At 69.9% G+C, this 19,863-nt stretch carries 17 protein-coding genes and 1 pseudogene; 7 read left to right on the forward strand and 11 right to left on the reverse strand.

Annotated features, from left to right (window positions below):
• Positions 1-26: 26 nt before the first annotated feature.
• The 3 genes from ABZ463_RS27850 to glgB all read right to left on the reverse strand — a co-directional run bounded on the left by ABZ463_RS27850 (position 27) and on the right by glgB (position 6,367).
• Complete coding sequence (locus ABZ463_RS27850) at positions 27-2,000, reverse strand: S8 family serine peptidase (protein WP_362780503.1); 1,974 nt, start codon at positions 1,998-2,000, stop codon at positions 27-29.
• 187 nt (positions 2,001-2,187) lie between these two features.
• Positions 2,188-3,831, reverse strand: coding sequence for a glycosyl hydrolase family 18 protein (locus ABZ463_RS27855; protein WP_362780505.1), 1,644 nt, complete (start codon positions 3,829-3,831; stop codon positions 2,188-2,190).
• Between the two features lie 283 nt (positions 3,832-4,114).
• Positions 4,115-6,367 (reverse strand): 1,4-alpha-glucan branching protein GlgB, encoded by a 2,253-nt coding sequence (gene glgB, locus ABZ463_RS27860; RefSeq protein ID WP_362780507.1) that lies wholly within the window; start codon positions 6,365-6,367, stop codon positions 4,115-4,117.
• Positions 6,368-6,554: 187 nt separating this feature from the next.
• Between glgB and ABZ463_RS27865 the strand changes: the two genes are divergently transcribed.
• Positions 6,555-7,295, forward strand: coding sequence for a DUF4328 domain-containing protein (locus ABZ463_RS27865; protein ID WP_352015168.1), 741 nt, complete (start codon positions 6,555-6,557; stop codon positions 7,293-7,295).
• A 5-nt stretch (positions 7,296-7,300) separates the two neighbouring features.
• Here ABZ463_RS27865 and ABZ463_RS27870 read toward each other — a convergent pair whose 3' ends face one another.
• Entirely contained in the window at positions 7,301-7,828 is a 528-nt protein-coding gene (locus tag ABZ463_RS27870) for a hypothetical protein (protein WP_362780509.1), read from the reverse strand.
• A 478-nt stretch (positions 7,829-8,306) separates the two neighbouring features.
• On the opposite strand from ABZ463_RS27870, the gene ABZ463_RS27875 reads away from it, so the two are divergent.
• The 3 genes from ABZ463_RS27875 (at position 8,307) to ABZ463_RS27885 (ending at position 10,884) form a co-directional block, all read left to right on the forward strand.
• Positions 8,307-9,368, forward strand: a complete 1,062-nt coding sequence (locus tag ABZ463_RS27875; RefSeq protein ID WP_362780511.1) for an STM4015 family protein — start codon at positions 8,307-8,309, stop codon at positions 9,366-9,368.
• A 277-nt stretch (positions 9,369-9,645) separates the two neighbouring features.
• Positions 9,646-10,077: a hypothetical protein gene (locus tag ABZ463_RS27880; RefSeq protein WP_362780514.1), complete on the forward strand. Its 432-nt coding sequence runs from the start codon at positions 9,646-9,648 to the stop codon at positions 10,075-10,077.
• Between the two features lie 6 nt (positions 10,078-10,083).
• Entirely contained in the window at positions 10,084-10,884 is an 801-nt protein-coding gene (locus ABZ463_RS27885) for a hypothetical protein (protein ID WP_362780516.1), read from the forward strand.
• 33 nt (positions 10,885-10,917) lie between these two features.
• On the opposite strand, the gene ABZ463_RS27890 is transcribed toward ABZ463_RS27885, so the two are convergent.
• The 7 genes and pseudogenes from ABZ463_RS27890 to ABZ463_RS27920 form a co-directional block, all read right to left on the reverse strand.
• Positions 10,918-11,151, reverse strand: a complete 234-nt coding sequence (locus ABZ463_RS27890) for a hypothetical protein (RefSeq protein WP_362780518.1) — start codon at positions 11,149-11,151, stop codon at positions 10,918-10,920.
• Between the two features lie 417 nt (positions 11,152-11,568).
• Entirely contained in the window at positions 11,569-12,810 is a 1,242-nt protein-coding gene (locus tag ABZ463_RS27895; RefSeq protein ID WP_362780521.1) for a glycosyltransferase, read from the reverse strand.
• Between the two features lie 342 nt (positions 12,811-13,152).
• A pseudogene (locus ABZ463_RS27900) lies at positions 13,153-13,281 on the reverse strand (DUF664 domain-containing protein); the annotation flags it as partial.
• Positions 13,282-13,306: 25 nt separating this feature from the next.
• Positions 13,307-13,645, reverse strand: coding sequence for an XRE family transcriptional regulator (locus tag ABZ463_RS27905; RefSeq protein ID WP_362780523.1), 339 nt, complete (start codon positions 13,643-13,645; stop codon positions 13,307-13,309).
• A complete protein-coding gene (locus ABZ463_RS27910; protein WP_352015210.1) occupies positions 13,642-13,842 on the reverse strand; it encodes a type II toxin-antitoxin system RelE/ParE family toxin in 201 nt (66 codons plus the stop codon). Before ABZ463_RS27910 ends, ABZ463_RS27905 begins: the two co-directional genes overlap by 4 nt.
• Positions 13,843-13,858: 16 nt before the next feature.
• The gene (locus tag ABZ463_RS27915) at positions 13,859-14,365 is read right to left on the reverse strand and encodes a DinB family protein (RefSeq protein WP_352015177.1); all 507 of its coding nucleotides are present in this window, start codon (positions 14,363-14,365) and stop codon (positions 13,859-13,861) included.
• Between the two features lie 132 nt (positions 14,366-14,497).
• Entirely contained in the window at positions 14,498-16,012 is a 1,515-nt protein-coding gene (locus ABZ463_RS27920) for an alpha/beta hydrolase (RefSeq protein WP_362780526.1), read from the reverse strand.
• Between the two features lie 484 nt (positions 16,013-16,496).
• On the opposite strand from ABZ463_RS27920, the gene ABZ463_RS27925 reads away from it, so the two are divergent.
• The 3 genes from ABZ463_RS27925 to ABZ463_RS27935 all read left to right on the forward strand — a co-directional run bounded on the left by ABZ463_RS27925 (position 16,497) and on the right by ABZ463_RS27935 (position 19,811).
• Entirely contained in the window at positions 16,497-16,766 is a 270-nt protein-coding gene (locus ABZ463_RS27925; protein WP_352015179.1) for a hypothetical protein, read from the forward strand.
• Entirely contained in the window at positions 16,759-17,394 is a 636-nt protein-coding gene (locus ABZ463_RS27930; protein WP_362780529.1) for a DUF6879 family protein, read from the forward strand. The genes ABZ463_RS27925 and ABZ463_RS27930 overlap by 8 nt, the downstream gene beginning before the upstream one ends.
• A gap of 77 nt (positions 17,395-17,471) precedes the next feature.
• Positions 17,472-19,811, forward strand: coding sequence for a tetratricopeptide repeat protein (locus ABZ463_RS27935; protein WP_352015181.1), 2,340 nt, complete (start codon positions 17,472-17,474; stop codon positions 19,809-19,811).
• Positions 19,812-19,863: the final 52 nt, after the last annotated feature.

The following is a 19,863-nucleotide window of genomic DNA, read 5'->3' on the forward strand; positions in this document are numbered from 1 at the left end:
AACCTCTCCGAACCGGCGCCGGGGCGTCAGGTACGGCGGGCGTTGACGTGCCTGCCCAGCAGTGAGGCCGACGCCGAGGGGAACGACCCCCGCAGCCGCCTGGCCTCCGCCGTGGTGAGGGCGTCCCCGACCGACGTGGTCTCGTTCACCCTGGCGGTGAGGTTGACGGAGCCGCTGGCCCAGTTCAGCCAGGCCGCCAGCAGTTCGCTCTCGAACACCGTCCGCTTCGTCCGCTTGGCGGGCTTGAGCACCCGGCGGGCGGCGGCCGGGGTCGAGGCCCCGCCCAACTCGGGGAAGACCCTGCTGGCCTTGCCCACCATGCCGAGATAGCACCGGAGCGTCGCGTCCGTCAGCGTGCCCTTGCCCGTGCCGAACTCGGCGGCCCACTTCGCGGCGCTCAGCGTCTTCTTCGATGTTCCGCGCACGCACATCGTGGGCCTGACAGGCGCCGCGACGGCGGGCGGATCGACCGGGTCGGCGGTGACGGTCACGGTGACGGTCACCGTCGGCAGCGGGATCGGGACGGGTGCCTGGGTCGGCCCGACGGGCGGGGTGCCGGGTTCGGGGCTCGGGTCGTCGCCGGGCTCCTCGGGAACGTCGGAGTCTCCCGGGTCTCCGGGGCCGGGGTCACCCGGGTCGCCGGGGTTCTGGGTCACCCCGGGGGAGGGGGCGGCGCCGGTGAGCGCGCCGTACAGGTCGAGGCGGGGGACGGCGACCCCGTCGTAGACGATCGGGCGGCCCGCGGCGGTGAGCCTGCCGGTGAGCGCGCCCGCCGAGGCGTCCGCGCCCGTCTCCGCGGCCCGCTGCGCCAGTACGGCCAGCGCCCCGGTGACGTGCGGGGTGGACATCGAGGTCCCGCTGTAGATCTCGGTCCTGCCGCCGGGGACCGAGGAGTCGACGTCGACGCCGGGGGCGAACAGGTCGAGGACGGAGCCGTGGTTCGACCAGTCGGGGACGCGGTCGGCGTCGTCGGTGGCGCCCACGGTCACCGCGCCGGACAGGCAGCCGGGCACCCCGGCGCCGGGGGAGCCCTCGTTCCCGGCCGCGGCCACGGTCGCGACGCCCTTCGCGAGCAGCGCGCCGAGGCGTCCCCTCATCTCCTGGACCTCGGGTTCGCCGTCGCAGGAGGCGCCGTAGAGACCGCCGCCGAGGCTCATGTTGACCGCGACGAGGCCGGGGACGGTGTCCTTCAGCCGCGTGAGGTATTCGAGGGCGAGCAGGAGCGAGGACTCGTAGGCCGTGACGCAGGGCTCACCGGCCCCGCAGTCGTCGACACGGCTGAAGACCTGGAGCGCCACGATGTCCGCTCCCGGAGCGACGGCGTGGGCGATGCCCGCGACGTGGGTGCCGTGCTCGCACAGGTTGACCTGGCCGTCCAGACAGACGGGTGTGGCGGCGTCGGCGGCGCGCTCGGAGGTGTCGGCCTCCTGCCCGTTCGGGCACAGGGAGCGCACGCCCTCGTCGACGACCGAGAAGCAGGCCTGCCGTACGACCTTGCTCCCCAGGGCGGGGTGGGCGGCGTCGATCCCGGTGTCGACGATCGCGATCGTCGTGCCGCGTCCGTCGGCTCCCTCAGCGTGGGCGCGGTCGGCCCCGACGAGCGTCAGGCCGGAGGCGAGCGAGCTGGGGGAGTAGGTGCGGTCCCTGCGGATGGAGACCACCCGGGGGTCCTTGGCCAGCTCGGCCAGCGACTCACCGGTGCCCTGCACGACGATGAAGGAGGTGTCCTGGGGCTGGAGCACGACGTCGGTCTCCGGCAGCAGCCGTGCCTCGCCCGCGACCTGTTCGGCCTGCGCGGGGACGGCGAGCTCGACGATGGCGCGGGCGCCGTCCTCGTCGGAGACGAGCCCGGCCTCAAGCTTCTCCGGCTCCGGTGTCGTCTGGACCGTTTCCGCCGGTGGCTCCTCGGCGAGGGCCGGTACCGCGGGGGTCCCACAGAAAACGACGCAGAAAACGACGCCGAGCACGATCACCTGGGCCACGAGGGCTCGAAGTCGCACACGTCCTCCGGGGGTAAGGACAGCTCCGGCTGCTGATCATGCGATACGGAGTTTAAATACTGCTTTGTCGCCAGTGAATAGCACGTACCGGATTTGAAGGATCTTTTCAGCCCGAGTTCATCTCGGGGCCGGACATGGCTCGGCCCCCCGCGGCGTGTCGCGCACGGAGGGCCGAGTGTCCGAAATATTACTTGAGGCCGTTGGAGAGCGCGGTGATCAGCTCACCGTTGGGGGTGTCTCCGCTGGTCTCCCAGAAGAACGCGCCACCGAGGCCCTGGCTCTTGGCCCAGGCCATCTTGCTGGTGATGGTGGCGGGGGTGTCGTAGCTCCACCACTGGCCGTTGCAGAAGGCGTAGGCCGTACCGGCGATGGTGCCGTTGGAGGGGCACTTGGTCTTGATGACCTTGTAGTCCTCGATGCCGGCCTCGTAGGTGCCGGGAGCGGCACCGGTGGCGGTGCCACCCGGGGTCGACTGGGTCACGCCGGTCCAGCCACGGCCGTAGAAGCCGATGCCGATGAGCAGCTTGCTGGCGGGGATGCCCTTGCCCTTCAGCTTCTGGATGGCGGCGTCAGTGTTGAAGCCCTCCTTCGGAATGCCCTGGTAGGAGGTCAGGGGCGAGTGCGGAGCCGTCGGGCCCTTGGCGTCCCAGCCACCGAAGAAGTCGTAGGTCATCGGCATGAACCAGTCGAGGTACTGGGTCGCACCGGCGTAGTCGGCGAGGTCGATCTTGCCGCCGTCGGCGCCGTCAGCGGTGATCGCCGCGGTGACCAGGGCGCTGGAGCCGAACTTGGCGCGCAGCGCGGAGACGACCTTCTTGAAGGCGTCGGGGCCGCTGGTGTCGCAGGTCAGGCCACAGGCGTTCGGGTACTCCCAGTCGACGTCGATGCCGTCGAAGACGTCAGCCCAACGCGGGTCCTTGACGACGTTGTAGCAGGAGTCGGCGAAGGCCTGCGGGTTGGCGGCGGCCTGGGTGAAGCCACCGGACCAGGTCCAGCCACCGAAGGAGTAGATGACCTTGAGGTTCGGGTACATCTTCTTCAGCCTGCGGAGCTGGCCGAAGTTGCCGCGCAGGGCGCCGTTGTCCCAGGTGTCGCCGACGCCGTCGACGCTCTCACCGGGGCCGTAGGACTTGTCGTAGTCGGCGTAGGCGTCGCCGATCGCGCAACGGCCACCGGCGGTGTTGCCGAAGGCGTAGAGCAGGTGGGTCAGCTTCGGCGCGGTGCCGCTGCTGACCAGGTTCTTGACGTGGTAGTTACGGCCGTAGACGCCCCACTCGGTGAAGTAGCCGACGACCTTCTTGTCCCCGGCGGGGCCGGTGGGCGTGATGGTCGGGGTCACGGTGGGGGTGACCGTGGGCGTCACGGTCGGGGTCACGGTCGGCGTGACCGTGGGCGTCACGGTCGGCGTCACGGTGGGGGTGACGGTCGGCGTCACCGTGGGCGTCGGGGTGGCGTCCCCGCCCTCACAAGGCGCACCGTTCAACTTACAGTTCGTCACACCGGAGACTCCGCCGGGGGATCCGGTGAAGCCGAAACTCACCGTGGCACCCGCGGCCAGCGCACCGTTCCACGACTTGTTCGCGAAGGTGTAGTGGCTGCCGCTCTTGGTCATGTCGGCGTCCCACGCGGACGCGATCGACTTGCCGGCGGGGAGGTCGAACTCGACCTTCCAGCTGGTCAGGGCGGTCGAGCCCGCCTTCACCGTCACGTTGCCCTGGAAGCCGGTGCCCCAGTCGGAGGTGGTGGTGTAGACGGCGGTGGCGGAGGTGGCGGCCGTGGCGCTGCCCATCCCGATCCCCACCGGGACTATCAGCGCTGTGGCTGCGATCAAGGAGCCGATGGTCATTCGTCGCAAGGGTCGCTCCAGGTCAAAGAGTTCCTAGCCCCCGAATTCATAGGAAAGTTTCCTATTAGTTTCCAGAGCGTAGGTTCTCCTTCGTGGGCGGTCAATGGCTCGCTGACCGATATAAGGCGGATTTAAGGTTCACGGAAGCCTTGGCGAACCCGGCCTGAACGGAAAAGGGCCGGTCACACGCTGCGTGACCGGCCAGGCCCGACCGAAAAAATCTTCCTGTGACGTTGACCCGGCGGTTGTCCCGTCGGTCAAGGAACCCTCAGCGGCGGGTGGTCCTCCCGGCGCCCTTCCTCCCGGAGGTCTTCTTCACGGCCTCCCCGGCCGCCTCCGCGACGGGGCTCTCCGCGGCGGGACTCTCCGACGGCGCGTCGTGCCGGAGCCAGACGGCGCCCAGCGGCGGCACGCGCAGCCGCGCCGAGTACGGCAGCCCGTGCCGCTCCTCCTCGACCGCCTCGACCGCGCCCATGTTGCCCACCCCGCTGCCCGCGTAGTCGTAGGCGTCGGTGTTGAGCGCCTCCTCCCAGGTGCCGGGAAGGGGCAACCCCAGCCGGTAGTCCTCGTGCGGCGCCCCGGAGAGGTTGACCACGCAGGCCAGCACCGAGCCGTCGGAGGCCAGACGCAGGAAGGAGAGAACGTTCCCCTGGGCGTCGTCGGCGTCGATCCAGCGGAAACCGTCCGGGGTGTCGTCCCGGGTCCACAGCGCGGGCGTCTCCCGGTAGATCCGGTTGAGGTCGCGCACCAGCCGCTGCACCCCCTTGTGGCCGTCGAAGTCGAGCACCCACCAGTCGAGACCTCGGACCTCCGACCATTCGGACCCCTGCCCGAACTCACCGCCCATGAACAGCAGCTGCTTTCCCGGATGGGCCCACATGAAGGCGAAGAGCGCGCGCAGGTTCGCGAACCGCTGCCACTCGTCGCCGGGCATCTTGCCGAGCAGCGACCCCTTGCCGTGCACCACCTCGTCGTGCGACAGCGGCAGCACGAAGTTCTCCGAGAAGGCGTACATCAGGGAGAAGGTCATCTGGTGGTGGTGGTACTGCCGGAAGACCGGCTCGTGCGCCAGATAGGCCAGGGTGTCGTGCATCCAGCCCATGTTCCACTTGAACCCGAAGCCGAGACCGCCCAGGTGCACGGGCCGGGAGACCCCGGGCCACGCGGTCGACTCCTCGGCCACGGTGACGATGCCCGGCTGGTCCCGGTAGACCAGCGAGTTCATCTCCTGCAGGAAGGCCACCGCGTCGAGGTTCTCCCGCCCGCCGTACTCGTTGGGCCGCCACTCGCCCTCGCGCCGCGAGTAGTCCAGGTAGAGCATCGAGGCGACCGCGTCCACCCGCAGCCCGTCCACGTGGAACTCGCGCAGCCAGTACAGCGCGTTGGCGACCAGGAAGTTGCGCACCTCCCTGCGGCCGAAGTCGAAGACGTAGGTGCCCCAGTCGGGGTGCTCGCCCCTGGTCGGGTCGGCGTGCTCGTAGAGCGCGGTGCCGTCGAACCTGGCCAGCGCCCAGTCGTCCATCGGGAAGTGCGCGGGCACCCAGTCGACCAGCACCCCGACGCCCGCCGCGTGCAGGCTGTCCACCAGGTACCGGAAGTCGTCCGGGCCGCCGAAGCGGGACGTGGGCGCGTAGTAGGAGGTCACCTGGTAACCCCACGAGCCGCCGAACGGATGCTCGGCGACCGGCAGGAACTCCACGTGCGTGAACCCCATGTCCACCACGTACTCGACCAGTTCGACGGCCAGGTCCCGGTAGGACAGGCCGGGCCGCCACGAGCCGAGGTGCACCTCGTAGACGCTCATCGGCTCCTTCAGCGCGTCCGCCGCCGCGCGCCCGCGCAACCACTCCTCGTCGTGCCACTCGTAGGAGGAGCGCTCGACGACCGAGGCCGTGGCGGGCGGGACCTCGGTGCGCCTGGCCATCGGGTCGGCCTTGGCCCGCCACACGCTGTCGGCGCCGAGCACGTTGAACTTGTAGCGCTCGCCCTCGCCGAGGCCGGGGACGAACACCTCCCAGACCCCGGACCTGCCCAGCGAGCGCATCGGGTGGGCGGTGCCGTCCCAGTGGTTGAAGTCGCCGATCACCTGGACGCCCCGCGCGTTCGGCGCCCAGACGGCGAAGGCCGTACCCTCGACGTCCTCGTGCCGCATGACCCGCGCGCCGAGCACCTCCCACAGCCGCTCGTGGCGCCCCTCGCCGATCAGGTGCAGGTCCACCTCGCCCAGCGTCGGCCAGTGCCGGTAGGGATCGGCCATCTCGTACGGCTCCGCGCCCGGATAGGTGACCAGGAACCGGTAGTCGGGGATCTTGTCAAGACCGGGAATCGTCACCGCGAAGACGCCGTGGGCCAGGTGCTCCATGTCATGGATGTGATCGTCCACGACGACCTGGACCTTCTCCGCCAGCGGCCGCAGCGTCCTGACGGTCACGCCACCGGCCCCCGGGTGCGCGCCGAGGATCGAGTGCGGATCGTGGTGCGCTCCGCCCGCGAGCCGCTCCAGGTCCAAGTCCGCGTTCATGGATCACTCCCGTAGATCGGTATCCCCTAACCCTGCCCTACTCGGGCGTTACGACCCATGCCCTTGTCCGCTATCACCATGCGTGTCGCGAAAATGTGCGGATATGCGATGAGGAAAATCCTGTATGTCGCCATCATGTGGTGCGGAATACTGGCCGTCGGTTCCGTTGATCACCTGGAGGGCGGCGATGCGCGGTGACACGGCCGGGGCACCCGTTCCCGCACGCCCTCATCACTGGCCGCTGCCCGCGGAGACGGCCTTCCCTCCGCCGCCCCGCCCGCTGCGGCCGGTCAGAGGGCTCGCGACGGCCGTACTGACCCTGCTCGGCCTCGACACCCTCGTGGGGGCCGCCTGGGCGGTGGCGGCCGACCCCCTGGCCACCGTCGTCGAGGTCGTGGGTGAGGGCGCCCTCCCGCTGCTGTCGAACTCCGCGTTCCTGGTCGCCCTGACGGCCTCCAGAGCCTTGGTCAGGGCAGGTCTGGTCGTCGTCTTCCTGGTCTGGCTGGTACGGGCGCGCCTGAACGCCGAGTCCCTCACCCGGGTCCCGCACCGCTGGTTCAAGATCTTCATCGTGCTCGGGTGGGCGCTGCCGGTCGTCGGGTGGTGGATCCCCAAACAGATCGTGGACGACGTCTGGGCCGCCTCCCGCCCCGGCGGCGTGCGAGGGGAGAGCATCGGCAGGCAGCCGCACTCCTGGCTGGTGTGGGCCTGGTGGATCGCGTGGCTGCTGGCCTTCTGGGTGGTCCCGCTGTCGTCCGTCGCGCTGCTGAGCCTCGCCGGGCGCCCGCCCGAGGAGGTGGGCGCGCTCGTCGGGTTCGGCCTCGACCCGTTCACCTGGATCCCCACACTGCTGGCCGCCGCCCTGCTGGCCATCGTCGTGGTACGGATCACCCGCTTCCAGGAGGCGCGGGTCGCGGCCGGAGGCTGACGGGCTCAGTGACCGCCGGTCCCACGGGCCGGCGGGGCGGGGCTCTGGCAGGACCCCCGGATGAAGGCCTCGCCGTCGGCGAACTCCGCCCCCGGCTCCGGGTGTCCGAGGTTCGCCGCGTACGGCCTCGCGGGTTCCCCCGAGGTCGCCAGGCGGCGGGTCAGCCACTGCGCGAACCGCCCGTGGGCGGTGACCACCGCCGCGAAGGCCACCGCCAGCGCCGCGAGCACCGGCAGTTGCTCCTCTTCGGCCAGCAGGATGGACTTGGCGTCGGCGAACCCGGTCCTGGCCGAGGTCCAGCCGGTGACCAGCACGGTCACCCACCTGCCGCCGCGCCTGATGCCCGGACGCGCGGTCGCGGTGATCGCGGCCGGTACGGCGAGCACGACGAAGACGACGGTGATCATCACCGTCGCCACCAGGGTGAAGGAGGTGTCCACGCCCACGGCGACCGCGACCCCGCGCATCAGCAGCCGGGCCGCGAGGCCCCCCAGAACTCCCGCGACCAGCGCCCCCATCGCCGCCGCTAACACCACACGACCTCGAACTACATCCCCATATCGCATTTAAATGGATTTAGAGGGATTTTCCCGGCAGGGCAATCCCGAAAACGAATCCGGAACCTCCTTGTGACCCACCTGTTTGGAACGGTTCACAATCCCCAGCGCCGAAGACGTGTCAACCGCCCGGCGTGCCGATCGCAGCCGGTGGGCGGGCCGTCGAGGCGGCGAACATATGGCTGCTACCCATGAGAAATTGACATGATCGAGTAACCATGGAAAACCAACACCGTTTTGCTCATCGGTAAAGATCGGTTGTGGAATCCGGGGGCGGACGGCGCGCGGGAGGACACGCGGACACCGCGACGGCGACGCGGGCCGAAGCACGCCACCGAGCCGTGGCGGGTCGTGTCCACGGAAGGGGTGTACGACTCGGATGCGGATGATCACTCCTGAGACTGTCACCCGCGCCTGGTAGGACAGAGGCTCACACCCCGACCGAGGACGCCGCATGTTCATCGATGGCAACGAGATGTTCGTCGACAAGGACGAGTACGACAGATATCTCGACGCGCTCTACCCCGGAAAAAGAGCGGCCGACCCGCGCGACCCCGGCGAGAGGTTCCTCCATGAGGACGGGTTCTACCGCTGGGACAGGATGGGCGGCCACCGCGAGACCTACGCCGGGCTGCCCGTCGCCGGATTCCGTATGCTCACCGGCCGCGACACCGTCCCCGACCCCTCGTGTTTCGCCTGGCCCCTGCATGGCGGCGAGATGTACGAGGAGGCCGACGGCCCCGGGTTCACCGAGGGATTGGAGAAACTGCTCACCACCGTCGACGGTTCCGGGATCCAGGCCATCGTGGTCGCCGGGATCAGCGCGCGGAACGCCCCCGCCGTGCTCGTCGCCAACGCCCACCGGCTACCCCGGCTGCGCTCGCTGTTCCTCGGCTTCGTCGAGCCCGACTATCAGATCTCCTGGATTCAGCAGGGCGACATCACCCCGATCCTGGAGGCGTTCCCCCTCCTGGAACGGCTGGACGTGCGCGGCAGCGAGGGCCTGCGGCTGCGCCCTGTACGGCACGCCTCCCTCAAGGTCCTGCGATTCGAGACCGGCGGACTGCCCGGTGAGGTCGTGCGCGCACTCGGGCGGTGCGACCTGCCCGCGCTGGAACATCTGGAGCTGTGGCTCGGCGTCACCGAGTACGGCGGCGGCGCCACGGTGAACGACCTGGAGGGAGTCCTGTCCGGGGCGGGTCTGCCCGCGCTGCGCCGACTCGGCCTGCGCGACAGTGAGATCCAGGACGAGGTGGCCGCCGCCGTCGCCGCGGCGCCGGTCGTCGCCCGGCTGGAGGCGCTCAGCCTGGCCATGGGCGAACTGAGCGACGCCGGAGCCGAAGCCCTGCTCAGCGGCCAGCCTCTCACCCACCTGCGCCACCTCGACCTGCACCATCACTTCCTGAGTGAGGAAATGGCCAAACGAATCCGGCGCGTCCTGCCCGATGTCGAGCTCGACCTCTCCGAACCCCAAGCACACCTGAGGACCTGGCGCTACGTCGCCGTCGCGGAGTGAAAGGCGTGACACCGCCGCCGAACAGCCGTCCGTCACATCCGGCGGCACACCTGTGGCCCGGCCGTACTCGTCCACCACTCCCGTGGACGCGACCTCGTGGCGGCATGCGGCCTGGTTACGGCTCCTTACGGTCATCCACCACGTCATCGGATCTCTTTCTGCGCCGCCCGCCCGGTGATACGACAGGGCCAGGCTGATGTGTGATCGGCCGCCCACGCGCCCACGGTGACCGGCGTTCCCCGGCCGCGTCGTGGGTCATCCCCCTCTCGGAGGACACGTGCGCGAGAAGATCAGATCAATCGTGACGAAGGGCGCGATCCTTGCCCTCCTGTCCCCGCTGATGCTGGCAGGTGGAACCGCTTCGGCGCAGAACGGCGAGGTCAAGCCCGTTCCCCGGCCCGTGGCGGCCCCCGCCGTCCCCTCGCCGGAGGACGGCGCGACCATGCGGAGGCAGGAGCCGTACCTCAAGGTGGTGAAGAAGATCCGTGACCGTGCCGAGGGAGGGGCCGACACGGGATACGCGGGCGTCGAACTCGCCGCCGACCGGGCGATCCTGTGGTGGAGGGGAACCCCGCCCGGGGAGATCCGGAGGATCGTTCGCCAGGCGGGCGTGCCGGTCGAGGTCAGAGGCGCGCGGTACTCCAAGCAGGAGTTGCGCGCCGCCGCGAAGGAACTGTGGCGGCGGGCCGGCATGGAGAACGGCGGCTAGGTCCACATGGTCAAGGCGCTCACCGACGGCAGCGGTCTTGAGGCCGTCCGGTCCCTGTCCGCACGTGGGCTCGCGCCGGTCCCCGACGTCGGGGTCCCGGTGGCCGTGACCCAGGGCGAGCCGTTCAGGACCGTCGCGGTCCGCTGCGACGACTCCCCGGACTGGTACGGGGGCGTGGCCATCCACAACGACAAGTTCAGCGGCCCGAGCTGCGGCGGGAACGGCAGTTGGCAGTACAACTGCACCGGCGGCTTCGGAGTCACCCTGCAGTCCCAGCGATATCTGCTGACCGCCGGACACTGCGGAGCGATCGGCGACACCTTCCTCAGCGGGGCGGGCAACGTCATCGGCCGGGCGACGCACGAGCACACCGCCCATGACCTGCTGCTCGTCAGGGCGGACACCGGCGGGCGCATCTGGGACGGAACCCCCGGTGTCAACGACTTCACCAAGGGGGTGGCCGGTTGGGGCTGGACCGCTGGGGGCCAGTCGCTCTGCTTCTCCGGCACGACGTCCGGCGCCAAGTGTGGCTACACGGTCGACGGGACCATCGTCTCGGGCTGCGGCACCGACCTCTACGGCAACCACGAGTGCTACAACGACCTGATCTCGGCGTGGAAGGACGGCACGGCCGGTCGGCCCGGTGACAGCGGAGGCCCGGTGTTCTCCCTGGCTGGCGACCGCGTCCAGGCGATGGGCACCACGACCGCCTACGCCACCAACAACCAGGGCAGGGAGTGGATCGTGTTCCAGGACTTCGGCACGGCCACCCGCGACTGGAGCGGCCTGGACGTCATCACCGGATGACGCTCACACATCGGTGCGGGGTTCGTGAGCGTCTCATACGTCACGGCACAGACGGAAGACCGCGATGAGCGCACCGGGCGCCAGGAAGAAACCCACGTTGACCATGCCGTTCACGGTGTCGCTCCCTGAGAACGATTGGTTCGCCAGATATCCCGAGAGGATCGAAGCCGCTATATACGCCGTCGCCAGCAAATGGGCGACGAGGATCACCCTCCTGGGCCATTTCCCAGGCCACGGAGCGATCGCCCAGATGATCGACACGATCACGGCGCCTGTCCATGTGAAACCCCCGGCTCCCACACCAACTCCCGGTTCATGTGAAAGAGAATGAAATGATCGGACGCCAGGAGAATACCTCCTGGCGTCCGCCTCCACGGGTCATCCAGCAGGCCGCATACGGAATTCGACGGCTCCCGGATTTGCCGGTCCCGTGGCCGGGGGCATGACCTCCCAGAGATTTCCCGCGCTTATCTTCGGTGGAGCGCCGCCCTTCCCCGGGGAACCCCTCATGACCCTCGACGACGAGCTGAAGCCACCGAATCAAGGTGACTGTCCTGAGATGGCTCCGTGGCCGGGTGGGGATTCGTGTCACCGGGGTTTTCTTTCAGGTGCCGTTCATGGTGAGTGCGAGTGCGCGGAACGCCTTCATCGGCTTTTGACGGCGAGCCTGAGTGGGGCCGCTTTCTAGGGAAACCCGGATCCGCTCCGGCCGATCATGTCGAGCAGGAGCCTCGCGGCCCGCTCCGCCCCGTCGGTACGGACCGTCCCGGCCACGACGGCCGCGCGGGCACCGGTCTGGGGGGCCAGGGCGATCCTGAGCGCGGCCGACAGCGAATCGGCGGTCGGCGTCGGACCGTCGTGTTCCGCGCCGATGCCCAGTTCGGTCACCCGGCTCGCCCAGTACGGCTGGTCCGCGACCTGAGGCACGATCACCTGCGGCGCTCCGGCACGGGCCGCCGTCGTCGTGGTGCCCGCGCCGCCGTGGTGCACGACGGCGGCCACCCGGCTGAACAGCGCCTGCTGGTTGACCTCGCCGACGACGAAGCAGTCGTCCCGGTCGTCGATCGCGGCCAGGTCGGCCCAGCCGCTCCCGAGCAGGACACGGCGACCCAGCACCCGAACCGCCTCGATGACGGCCCGCGAGATCTCCTGGGCGCTCGCGCCCCGCATCGGCATACTGCCGAAGCCCACGTACACCGGCTTGTCCCCGGCGGCCAGGAACGCCTCCAGGTCGGCAGGAAGCGGGCGCTCGTCCGGCCTGATCCACGCGCCGGTCTGCGTCACGTCGAGCTCCGGCGTCTCCTGCCAGGGACCCAGGACCGGGTCGGTCGCCAGGAACGGGCGGCCGGTGAAGACATGGTCGCGGATGCCGTCCACCGGGGGCAGGCCGACCGACGCCCGATGGTTGTTGATCGTCTCGCCGAACAACGCGTCCTTGTGCTCGGCGTCGAGGGCCCACAGTTCCCGGTTGCCGGTCACCCCCTCGGGGACCACCTGGCCCGGCCAGGGACGAGGCGCGTGATGCGGCGACGGCAGGTAGGAGGGGGAGAGGGAGGCGAACACGTAGGGCGCACCCAGCTTCTCGGCCGCCGCCCGCGCACCGGCCACGGCGGGGAAGGAACCGGTGGCAACCACCGCGGCGCGGTCGCCGGCCGCCTCGACGACCGTCTCGTAGGCCATGGCGGTCAGCTCGGCGGCGATACCGGACAGGCCCGCCTTCGCCTTGTCGGGGATCGCCCCCGTCGCCAGCGCGCGGATCGGCCAGCCGAGAGGACTCATCGGCACGCCGACATCGTCCAGCAACTCCGCGAAGTCCGGCGGCGCGCACACCCGCACCTCGGTACCGAGCGCCCGTAGCCGCGCCGCCAGCCCCGTCATCGGCTCGACGTCCCCGCGTGATCCGTAGGTCACCAACACAACGCGCATTCACGGCCCCCGATGTCCGTACGTTCCGGTGTCGAAGGGGGATTGTGCAGCACAACCGGGGCCTTGTGGCAAGTCCCCCCATGCGCTATAGCTTGGTAGTGGCAGGAGGTGTACATCCCTCTTGCCCTTTTAATCGTTTCGCCGCCCGGCAGGTGACCTCTCCGCCTCGGGAGACGACTTCGGCATCCGCAGCCCGGCAGCCCATGGACGACCTGGGACCGTCCACGTCAAGGCGGTGCGGCGAAAGCCGGTGCTCGCACCGGAGGGGACATCGCGCCACCGGGAGACCGGCTCTCAACCACCGGTCCTTTCCGGCTTACCTGGTCTGTCCCCTGGAGAAGGTCACTCGCCGTCGAGGCGTTCGCGGAGCAGGTCGGCGTGGCCGTTGTGGCGGGCGTACTCCTCGATCACGTGGACGAGGATCCAGCGGTGCGAGAGCCCTGCCGCTCTCCGATGGTGCCCAGCGCCTTCACCAACGGCTGGGTGAACGGGTCGGTCAGGCGACGGTGTGTTCGGCGTCGCCGAAGTCCGCCACCACGCGGAGACGCCCGCCCAGAGCTTCGATGTGGGAACGCAGGGTCGCGACCTCGACGCGGTCGATGTCTCCGTGTTCGATGGCCGAAACCCTTGGGCTTGAGACCCCCATGACGGCGGCCACGTCGCGTTGGGTCAGGTCCGGCTCATGCCTGATCTCCATGAGCCGGTACGCTCTGATCTCCGCCGCGAGCCGGTCCATCGCGGCAGACTTCTCGGCGTCGGACCGTACCGTCAGCCCGGCGGCCTGACGCTGCTCCCTGGCCCGTCGCCTCACTTCGTTCCAGCTGACCGCGCTCATTCGTACTCCCTGCTGGCCAACTCCGGCAGGTGTTCGGCATATCGCTTTTCCGCCGGCGGCACGTTCGTGTCATACCAACGCTGCCGGTTACCGGCCTTGTCACCCGCGACCAACAGCACTGCCCGTCGGACCGGATCGAACGCGAACAGGATGCGAATCTCACTCCCCTTCGACGAACCTGGCCGCGGCTCCTTGATGGCAGAGAGAAGTGGGCTACTCGCCGACGGCGCCGTCGAGGCGTTCGCGGAGCAGGTCGGCGTGGCCGTTGTGGCGGGCGTACTCCTCGATCATGTGGACGAGGATCCAGCGGTGCGAGACGTCCTGGCCGTGACGCTGCTGCCTGCCGACGGCGTCGAGCGGCACCCGGGCCGAGATCTCGCGCGCCACCTCGATCTCGGCCCGCCAGATGGCGAAGGCCTCCTCCACGGAGGCGGTGTCCACGTCGTTGAAGTCGGAGTCGGGGTCCTCGGCCTTGCTGTAGAGAAGCGGGACGTCCTCGCCGTCCAGCACCCGGCGGAACCAGACGCGTTCCACATGGGCCATGTGACGAACCAGGCCGAGCAACGACAGGGACGACGGCGGCACGGAACGCTCACGGAGCCGTTCCTCGGGCAGGCCGGCGCACTTGACGGCCAGAGTCTCGCGGTGCCAGTCGAGCCAGCTGTCCAGCATGGCGCGTTCGTCGGCGATGAAAGCGGGGGAAACGCGGTCGTCGGTCATGACTCGTGGTCCTCTCATCTTGATCGGCCCTGATCACCGTCGCCCAGCCTCTCACGGAGGTCCGACAACCTCTCAACACCTTTTCGTACGGCGGGGCCCGCCGTACGAAAAGGGCCCCGCCGTACGGCAGGGTCAGCGGAGGCGGGTGACCGGCAGGGGAGGGATGGCCTTCAGACAGGAGCGGTCACCGGTCGAGCCGGTGCGGATGAAGGCCGTCGCCAGTCTGGCCGCGCAACCGGTCTCCTCCCAGGTCGGGACGTGTCCCGAGGAGGGAACCTCCACGAAGGTGCTCACCGGGAACTGCTCCGCGGCCAGGCGCCCCTGGGAGACGGGGGTGTTGGTGTCGAGCTCACCGGAGAGCACGAGCACCGGGACGCGGGGCGCGGTGCCGTGGCCCGCGGGCCGGCCGGTACGGGGCCATTTGAGGCACAGGTCGGCGCCGTCCATCACGGCCTCGGTCCAGCCACGCGCGCTGAACGGCCCGAACCGTCCCTCGGCCCGTCGCAGCGCCCCGGCGAAGGCGGCGGTACGGTCCGCGACGGTGGCCCGCCGGTCCCACACGGTCGGATAGTCGTTGCAGACGATCGACAGGGCCTGGGCCCTGGTGGCCCGCTTCTCCGGCGGCTGGGAGGCGAGTCCCTCGGCGAGCTGCCCGGCCAGGGCGACGAGCGGGGCCGTGTCACCGGAGACCGCCCGCGAGACCATGGCCGGCAGCTCGGACCAGACCCGCGGGGTGCCGTTGCCGCTCGCCACATAGAAGTGGATCAGGGCGAGCATGTGCTCGTCGAGCAGCAGGGTACGGCGACGCCCTGAGACCTCGATCTCGAAGGGAATGGGGCGTTCCCGCAGGCGGGCGGCCAGCCGTTCGAGGTTGGCGACCGCCTTCTCACCCTGGCAGGCGCCGTCGCTGCGCGTGCACAGCCGCAGCAGGGCCCGTTCGACCGCCCGCGCGTTCGGACGGCCCAGCGGGTCGAAGCGCAGGGGATAGGCCCCGGACAGGACGACGCTGCGGGTGTGCTCCGGGTGCCGGAAGGCGTAGACGGTGCTCAGATAGGTGCCGTAGGACACGCCGTACAGATCGACCCTGTCGACGCCGAGGCGTGAGCGGACGGCGTCCAGGTCGTCGGCCAGCTCCGCCGAGGTGTAGGCCCGTGCCCGCTCCCCGAGCCGTCGTCCGCACGCCTCGACCTCGTCGATCTGCCGCTCTCTGGGGAGCAGGTCGTAGTCCGCGGGGACACCGCAGTCGACCGGCTCCGATCCGCCGGTGCCGCGCGGATCGACCAGGAGCAGGTCGTGGTCGTCGCGCAGGGCGGTCATGTCCTCGGCGAAGCGTTCCGCGTAGGCGATCGCCGGTTCGCCGGGACCGCCGCTGACCACCATGACCGTTCCCGCCGGGGGACGGCCGACGTCGGTGCGCGGCAGCAGCGCGTAGGCGATCCGGTTCGTGCCCGCTGAGGGGTCGGCGCGGACCAGCGGCACCGTGATCTCTCCGCAGCGGGCCGCCGTTCCCTTCACGACCGGGCAGGGGACGTCGGAGACCGCCACGGCCGTGGGGCGTGATCCGCCCGCCAGGGCCGGCAGTACGGGCGTCACGGCGGCCAGGGCGGCGCCGATCATGAGGGCGATGGGGATATGTCGCTTCGCCACGGGCCTCTCCTGTTCGTGAGCGATGGAAGAGCCCGTCGATCCTCACGGCGACGCCGTACCCGGCGACATCCCACCAGCGCCTCTCTTCTCGTGGTGCTGGCTGTACTCGGGATGACGGCGCCCGCGAGTGCCGGAAGCGGCTTTTCGGAGGCCGATATCTCGGGCGTGCCGTTCTTGGTGTCTTCGGCGTCCGGTGTCTGCCGGAAACGGTGCCCAAAGGGGGTGACGTCGGAATACGAGGCCATGATCGTTTACGGGAAAAAGGCTTTCTGTGGAGACAATCCCCAGGTCAGGGGTGTCCATGGCCTCTCGGCTGGGTTGGGTGATTGCCGGTTATTGGTCTGCTTTCATCCTGTTTAGGGCTAGCCGTTTGTTTTTTGGGTGATGTTCGGCGGCGAAGGCGAACTTTCCATTGTTCCGGGAGGCCGTCTCGCATATGCTCCGTGCAAGTCACACGTACGGCCAAGCCGACTGGGAGGCAGGCATGGCTCGTTCCTGGGAGGCTGACCCGTCCGCGTTGTTCCAACGGCGCCTGGGGAAGTCGGCCAAGGAGCTTGACCGTTCCGACGGTCGAGACGAGTGCCCCGACATCTGGCAGCTGGACAACGGTGACATCGCGGTGATCGGCAGAGATCTCACCGCCGTCTACGAGCCGCGTCTGCCGGAAGGCGTCTCCCTCGCTCCGGACGAGCGACTGGTCGTCATCCCCGGCATCATGCTCAGCGTCGCGAAACCGGACATCGCCGATGTCTGACCTCCGCGCTCCCCACCTCATCCCCGCCCAGGGCGAAAGGCTCGTCAGAGAGGCCTACCGGCGCGACTTCCGGCAGCGGGAGGCGGTCCTTCGCAACCGTGACTCCTGGAAGCTCGAACGGCGCCAGCACTTCGAGGAGCAGGCCGTTCCCAGCTACGACGCCTTCCGCCGGGGTGACTGGGACGAGTCGATGCGGCTGCTCGAAGAGCGCACGGACAGCCTGCTCGCCATGACGCGTGAGGACGAGCTCCGCAACTCCTTCTTCCACCGGGTGCGGGTCGTCGAGACGCCGCTCACGCCGTACATGCGCTGGGAGCTGCGCTCGCTGCGGATGCGCGCGGAGTGCGGCGAACGGATCCGGGTGGTCGGCGCCGAGGCGGTCGCGGCCTTCGAACGCGGCGGCCCGCTTCCTGAGGTGGTCGTCCTCGGCGGCCGGACTCTCTACCGTGTCCTCTACACCGAGGGCGGTGTCCCCGACGGCGCGTTCCGCTACACCACTCCCCACCTCGTCAGGGGTTGGGAGGACTACATCAGAGGCCTCTACGAGACGGGCGAGGACGTCAGGTCCTATGTCGACCGGGAGCTCACCTCCCTCTCCTCGTCCACGGTCGGGTCGAAAACGGAGTAGCCGTCAAAAAGCACAGAGAAGATGAAGAACACCCCGGCGGTTCGTACTCCGAACTGTCGGGGTCCTCACGTGACGTCGTGCAGGCCAGGAACGTCAGCGGGGGAGTGCACTTCCACGACCACGGCGGCAGGAACAGGGGCGCCTCCCCGGCTCCGGTGCCGCGCCAGCTTCCCGCGGACGTGCGAGGGTTCGTCAACCGCGTCGAGGAGTTCGAACGGCTGAACGCGGTCCTGACCGGTGAGGACGGCGACCCCAGGGTCATCTCGGTGTGCGTGATCGCCGGGACGGCCGGTGTCGGCAAGACCTCGCTCGCGTTGCGCTGGGCCCACCAGATCCAGGAGCGCTTCCCCGACGGGCAGCTCTACGTCAACCTGCGCGGCTACGACCCCGGAGAGCCGGTAACCGCCTACGACGCGCTGCACCGGTTCCTGGTCGCCCTCGGCGTCCGCGCCCACTCGGTGCCGCAGGACCTCGACGCCGCCGCCGCGCTCTACCGCTCACTGCTGGCCGGCCGCAGGATGCTGATCGTCCTCGACAACGCGGCCATGGTGAGCCAGGTCCGCCCCCTGCTGCCCGGCAGCGCGGGCTGCCTGGTCGTCGTCACCAGCCGCAGCCGTCTGTCGATCCTCGCCGTACGCGACGGGGCGCACCGCCTGACGCTGGGCACGCTCCCCGAGCCGGAGGCGGTCGCCCTGCTGCGGGCCGTCACCGCCGGATACCGTCCTGAGGACGACGAGAGCAAGCTCACCGAGCTGGCCAGACTGTGCGCCCGGCTGCCGCTGGCCCTGCGGATCGCCGCGGAACGAGCCGTCAGCTACCCCCACATGCGGCTGGACGACCTGATCGCCGACCTGCGTGACGAGTCCGCCCTGTGGGACGCGCTGAGCACCGGGGACGACGAGGAGGCCGGGGCCGTACGGACGGTGTTCGCGTGGTCCTACCGGGCGCTGCCCGACCAGGTCGCCCGGCTCTTCCGGCTGCTCGGTCTGCACCCGGGCCCCGAGTTCGGGCTGCACGCCGCCGCCGCGCTCGGCGGGCTGACCCCGAGCAGGACACGGCAGCTGCTGGACTCCCTGGTCGGCGCCCACCTGCTCGAACAGACGACGCCGGGCCGCTACCAGTTCCACGACCTGCTGCGCGCCTACGCCGCCGACCAGGCGCAGCGGGACGGCTCCTACGACGACCGGCAGGCCGCGCTCCGCCGCGTCCTGGAGTGGTACCTGCACACCGCCGACGCCGCCCAGAACTGGATCGGCCCCGCCGAGAACCGGATACGGCTCACACCTCCCATGGAGGGTGTGCGACCGCTGACCTTCGCTGACTACGACACGGCCGTCGACTGGTCGGAACGCGAGCACGCCAACCTCCTGCAGGTCGCCAGGACCGCTATCTCCGCCGGATACGACGAGCTGACCTGGCAGCTGGCGGTCGTGCTGGCCAACAGCCAGCCGCCCTCGGCGCCGGTCGCCGACTGGCTGGAGGTCGGCAGGCTCGGACTGGCCGCGACGGAACGGCTCGGCGACCTGCCCGCGCGGGCACGGCTGCTCACCGAGTTCGGCATCGGCTACGTCCGGATCAACCGCCTGGACGACAGCCTGGAGAGCCACCGCCAGGCGCTGGCGATCTGGACCGAGGTGGACGACCGGCTCGGCCAGGCCCACTCGCTCAACCTCATCGGGCTGGTCAACCTCCGCAGGAGGCGGTTGGACGAGGCGGCGCAGCACTTCGAGCGGGCCGTCGCCGCCTTCAGGGAGCAGGGTTCGGCGCACTGGGAGGCCACCACCCTGGCCAACCTCGCCAGCACCCACTACCACGCCGGACGGCTCACCGAGGCGGAGCAGGCCGTACGGCGCGCACTGGAGATGCACCGCTTCCTTGAGAGCAAACGCGGCGAGGGCAACGCGCTGCGCCTGTTCAGTGACGTCCTGCGTGAACGGGGCGAGGTCGAACAGGCGCTGGCCACGGCGAACGAGGCGGTCGAGATCGCCCTCGTGCTCAGGAACAACCGGCTTGAGGGCTTCTGGCTCATCGCCCTTGGCAACGCCCAGCGGGCGGCCGGGCAGTTCGTCGACGCGCTGGCCTCCTTCCAGCGCTCGGCCACGCTCCACCGGCGCCTCGGGGACCGCAGCCGGGAGGCACTGGCCTGGTACGGCACCGGCGAGACCTTCCACGCGCTCGACCGGCACGGGGAGGCGGCCGACTTCCACCGCCAGGCCGCCTCGATCCACCACATGCTCGGCGACACCTGGCACGAGGCCCTGGACCTCGACGCCCTCGGCGCGTCCCTGGTGGAGGAGGACCCCGAGGCGGCCAGACGGCACTGGACGAAGGCGCTCGGCCTGCTCGCCGACTACGACGACCCCCGCGCGGCCGGGATCCGCCACCGGATCGAGCGACGGATCACCTCGGACGACTGAACGGCTCCCGCCGTGTCCCGGCGGGAGCCGCCTCAAGCGTCAAGGTCGAAGG

The organism is Streptosporangium sp. NPDC020145 (assembly GCF_040631275.1).
Classification (GTDB): Bacteria; Actinomycetota; Actinomycetes; order Streptosporangiales; family Streptosporangiaceae; genus Streptosporangium.

Excerpts from the sequence above, each read along its gene's own strand:
- ABZ463_RS27885 (WP_362780516.1), top strand. The coding sequence starts at position 10,084 with ATGGTCAAGGCGCTCACCGACGGCAGCGGTCTTGAGGCCGTCCGGTCC.
- glgB (WP_362780507.1), bottom strand. The coding sequence starts at position 6,367 with ATGAACGCGGACTTGGACCTGGAGCGGCTCGCGGGCGGAGCGCACCAC.
- ABZ463_RS27915 (WP_352015177.1), bottom strand. The coding sequence starts at position 14,365 with ATGACCGACGACCGCGTTTCCCCCGCTTTCATCGCCGACGAACGCGCC.
- ABZ463_RS27875 (WP_362780511.1), top strand. The coding sequence starts at position 8,307 with ATGTTCATCGATGGCAACGAGATGTTCGTCGACAAGGACGAGTACGAC.
- ABZ463_RS27865 (WP_352015168.1), top strand. The coding sequence starts at position 6,555 with ATGCGCGGTGACACGGCCGGGGCACCCGTTCCCGCACGCCCTCATCAC.
- ABZ463_RS27930 (WP_362780529.1), top strand. The coding sequence starts at position 16,759 with ATGTCTGACCTCCGCGCTCCCCACCTCATCCCCGCCCAGGGCGAAAGG.
- ABZ463_RS27925 (WP_352015179.1), top strand. The coding sequence starts at position 16,497 with ATGGCTCGTTCCTGGGAGGCTGACCCGTCCGCGTTGTTCCAACGGCGC.
- ABZ463_RS27895 (WP_362780521.1), bottom strand. The coding sequence starts at position 12,810 with ATGCGCGTTGTGTTGGTGACCTACGGATCACGCGGGGACGTCGAGCCG.
- ABZ463_RS27905 (WP_362780523.1), bottom strand. The coding sequence starts at position 13,645 with ATGAGCGCGGTCAGCTGGAACGAAGTGAGGCGACGGGCCAGGGAGCAG.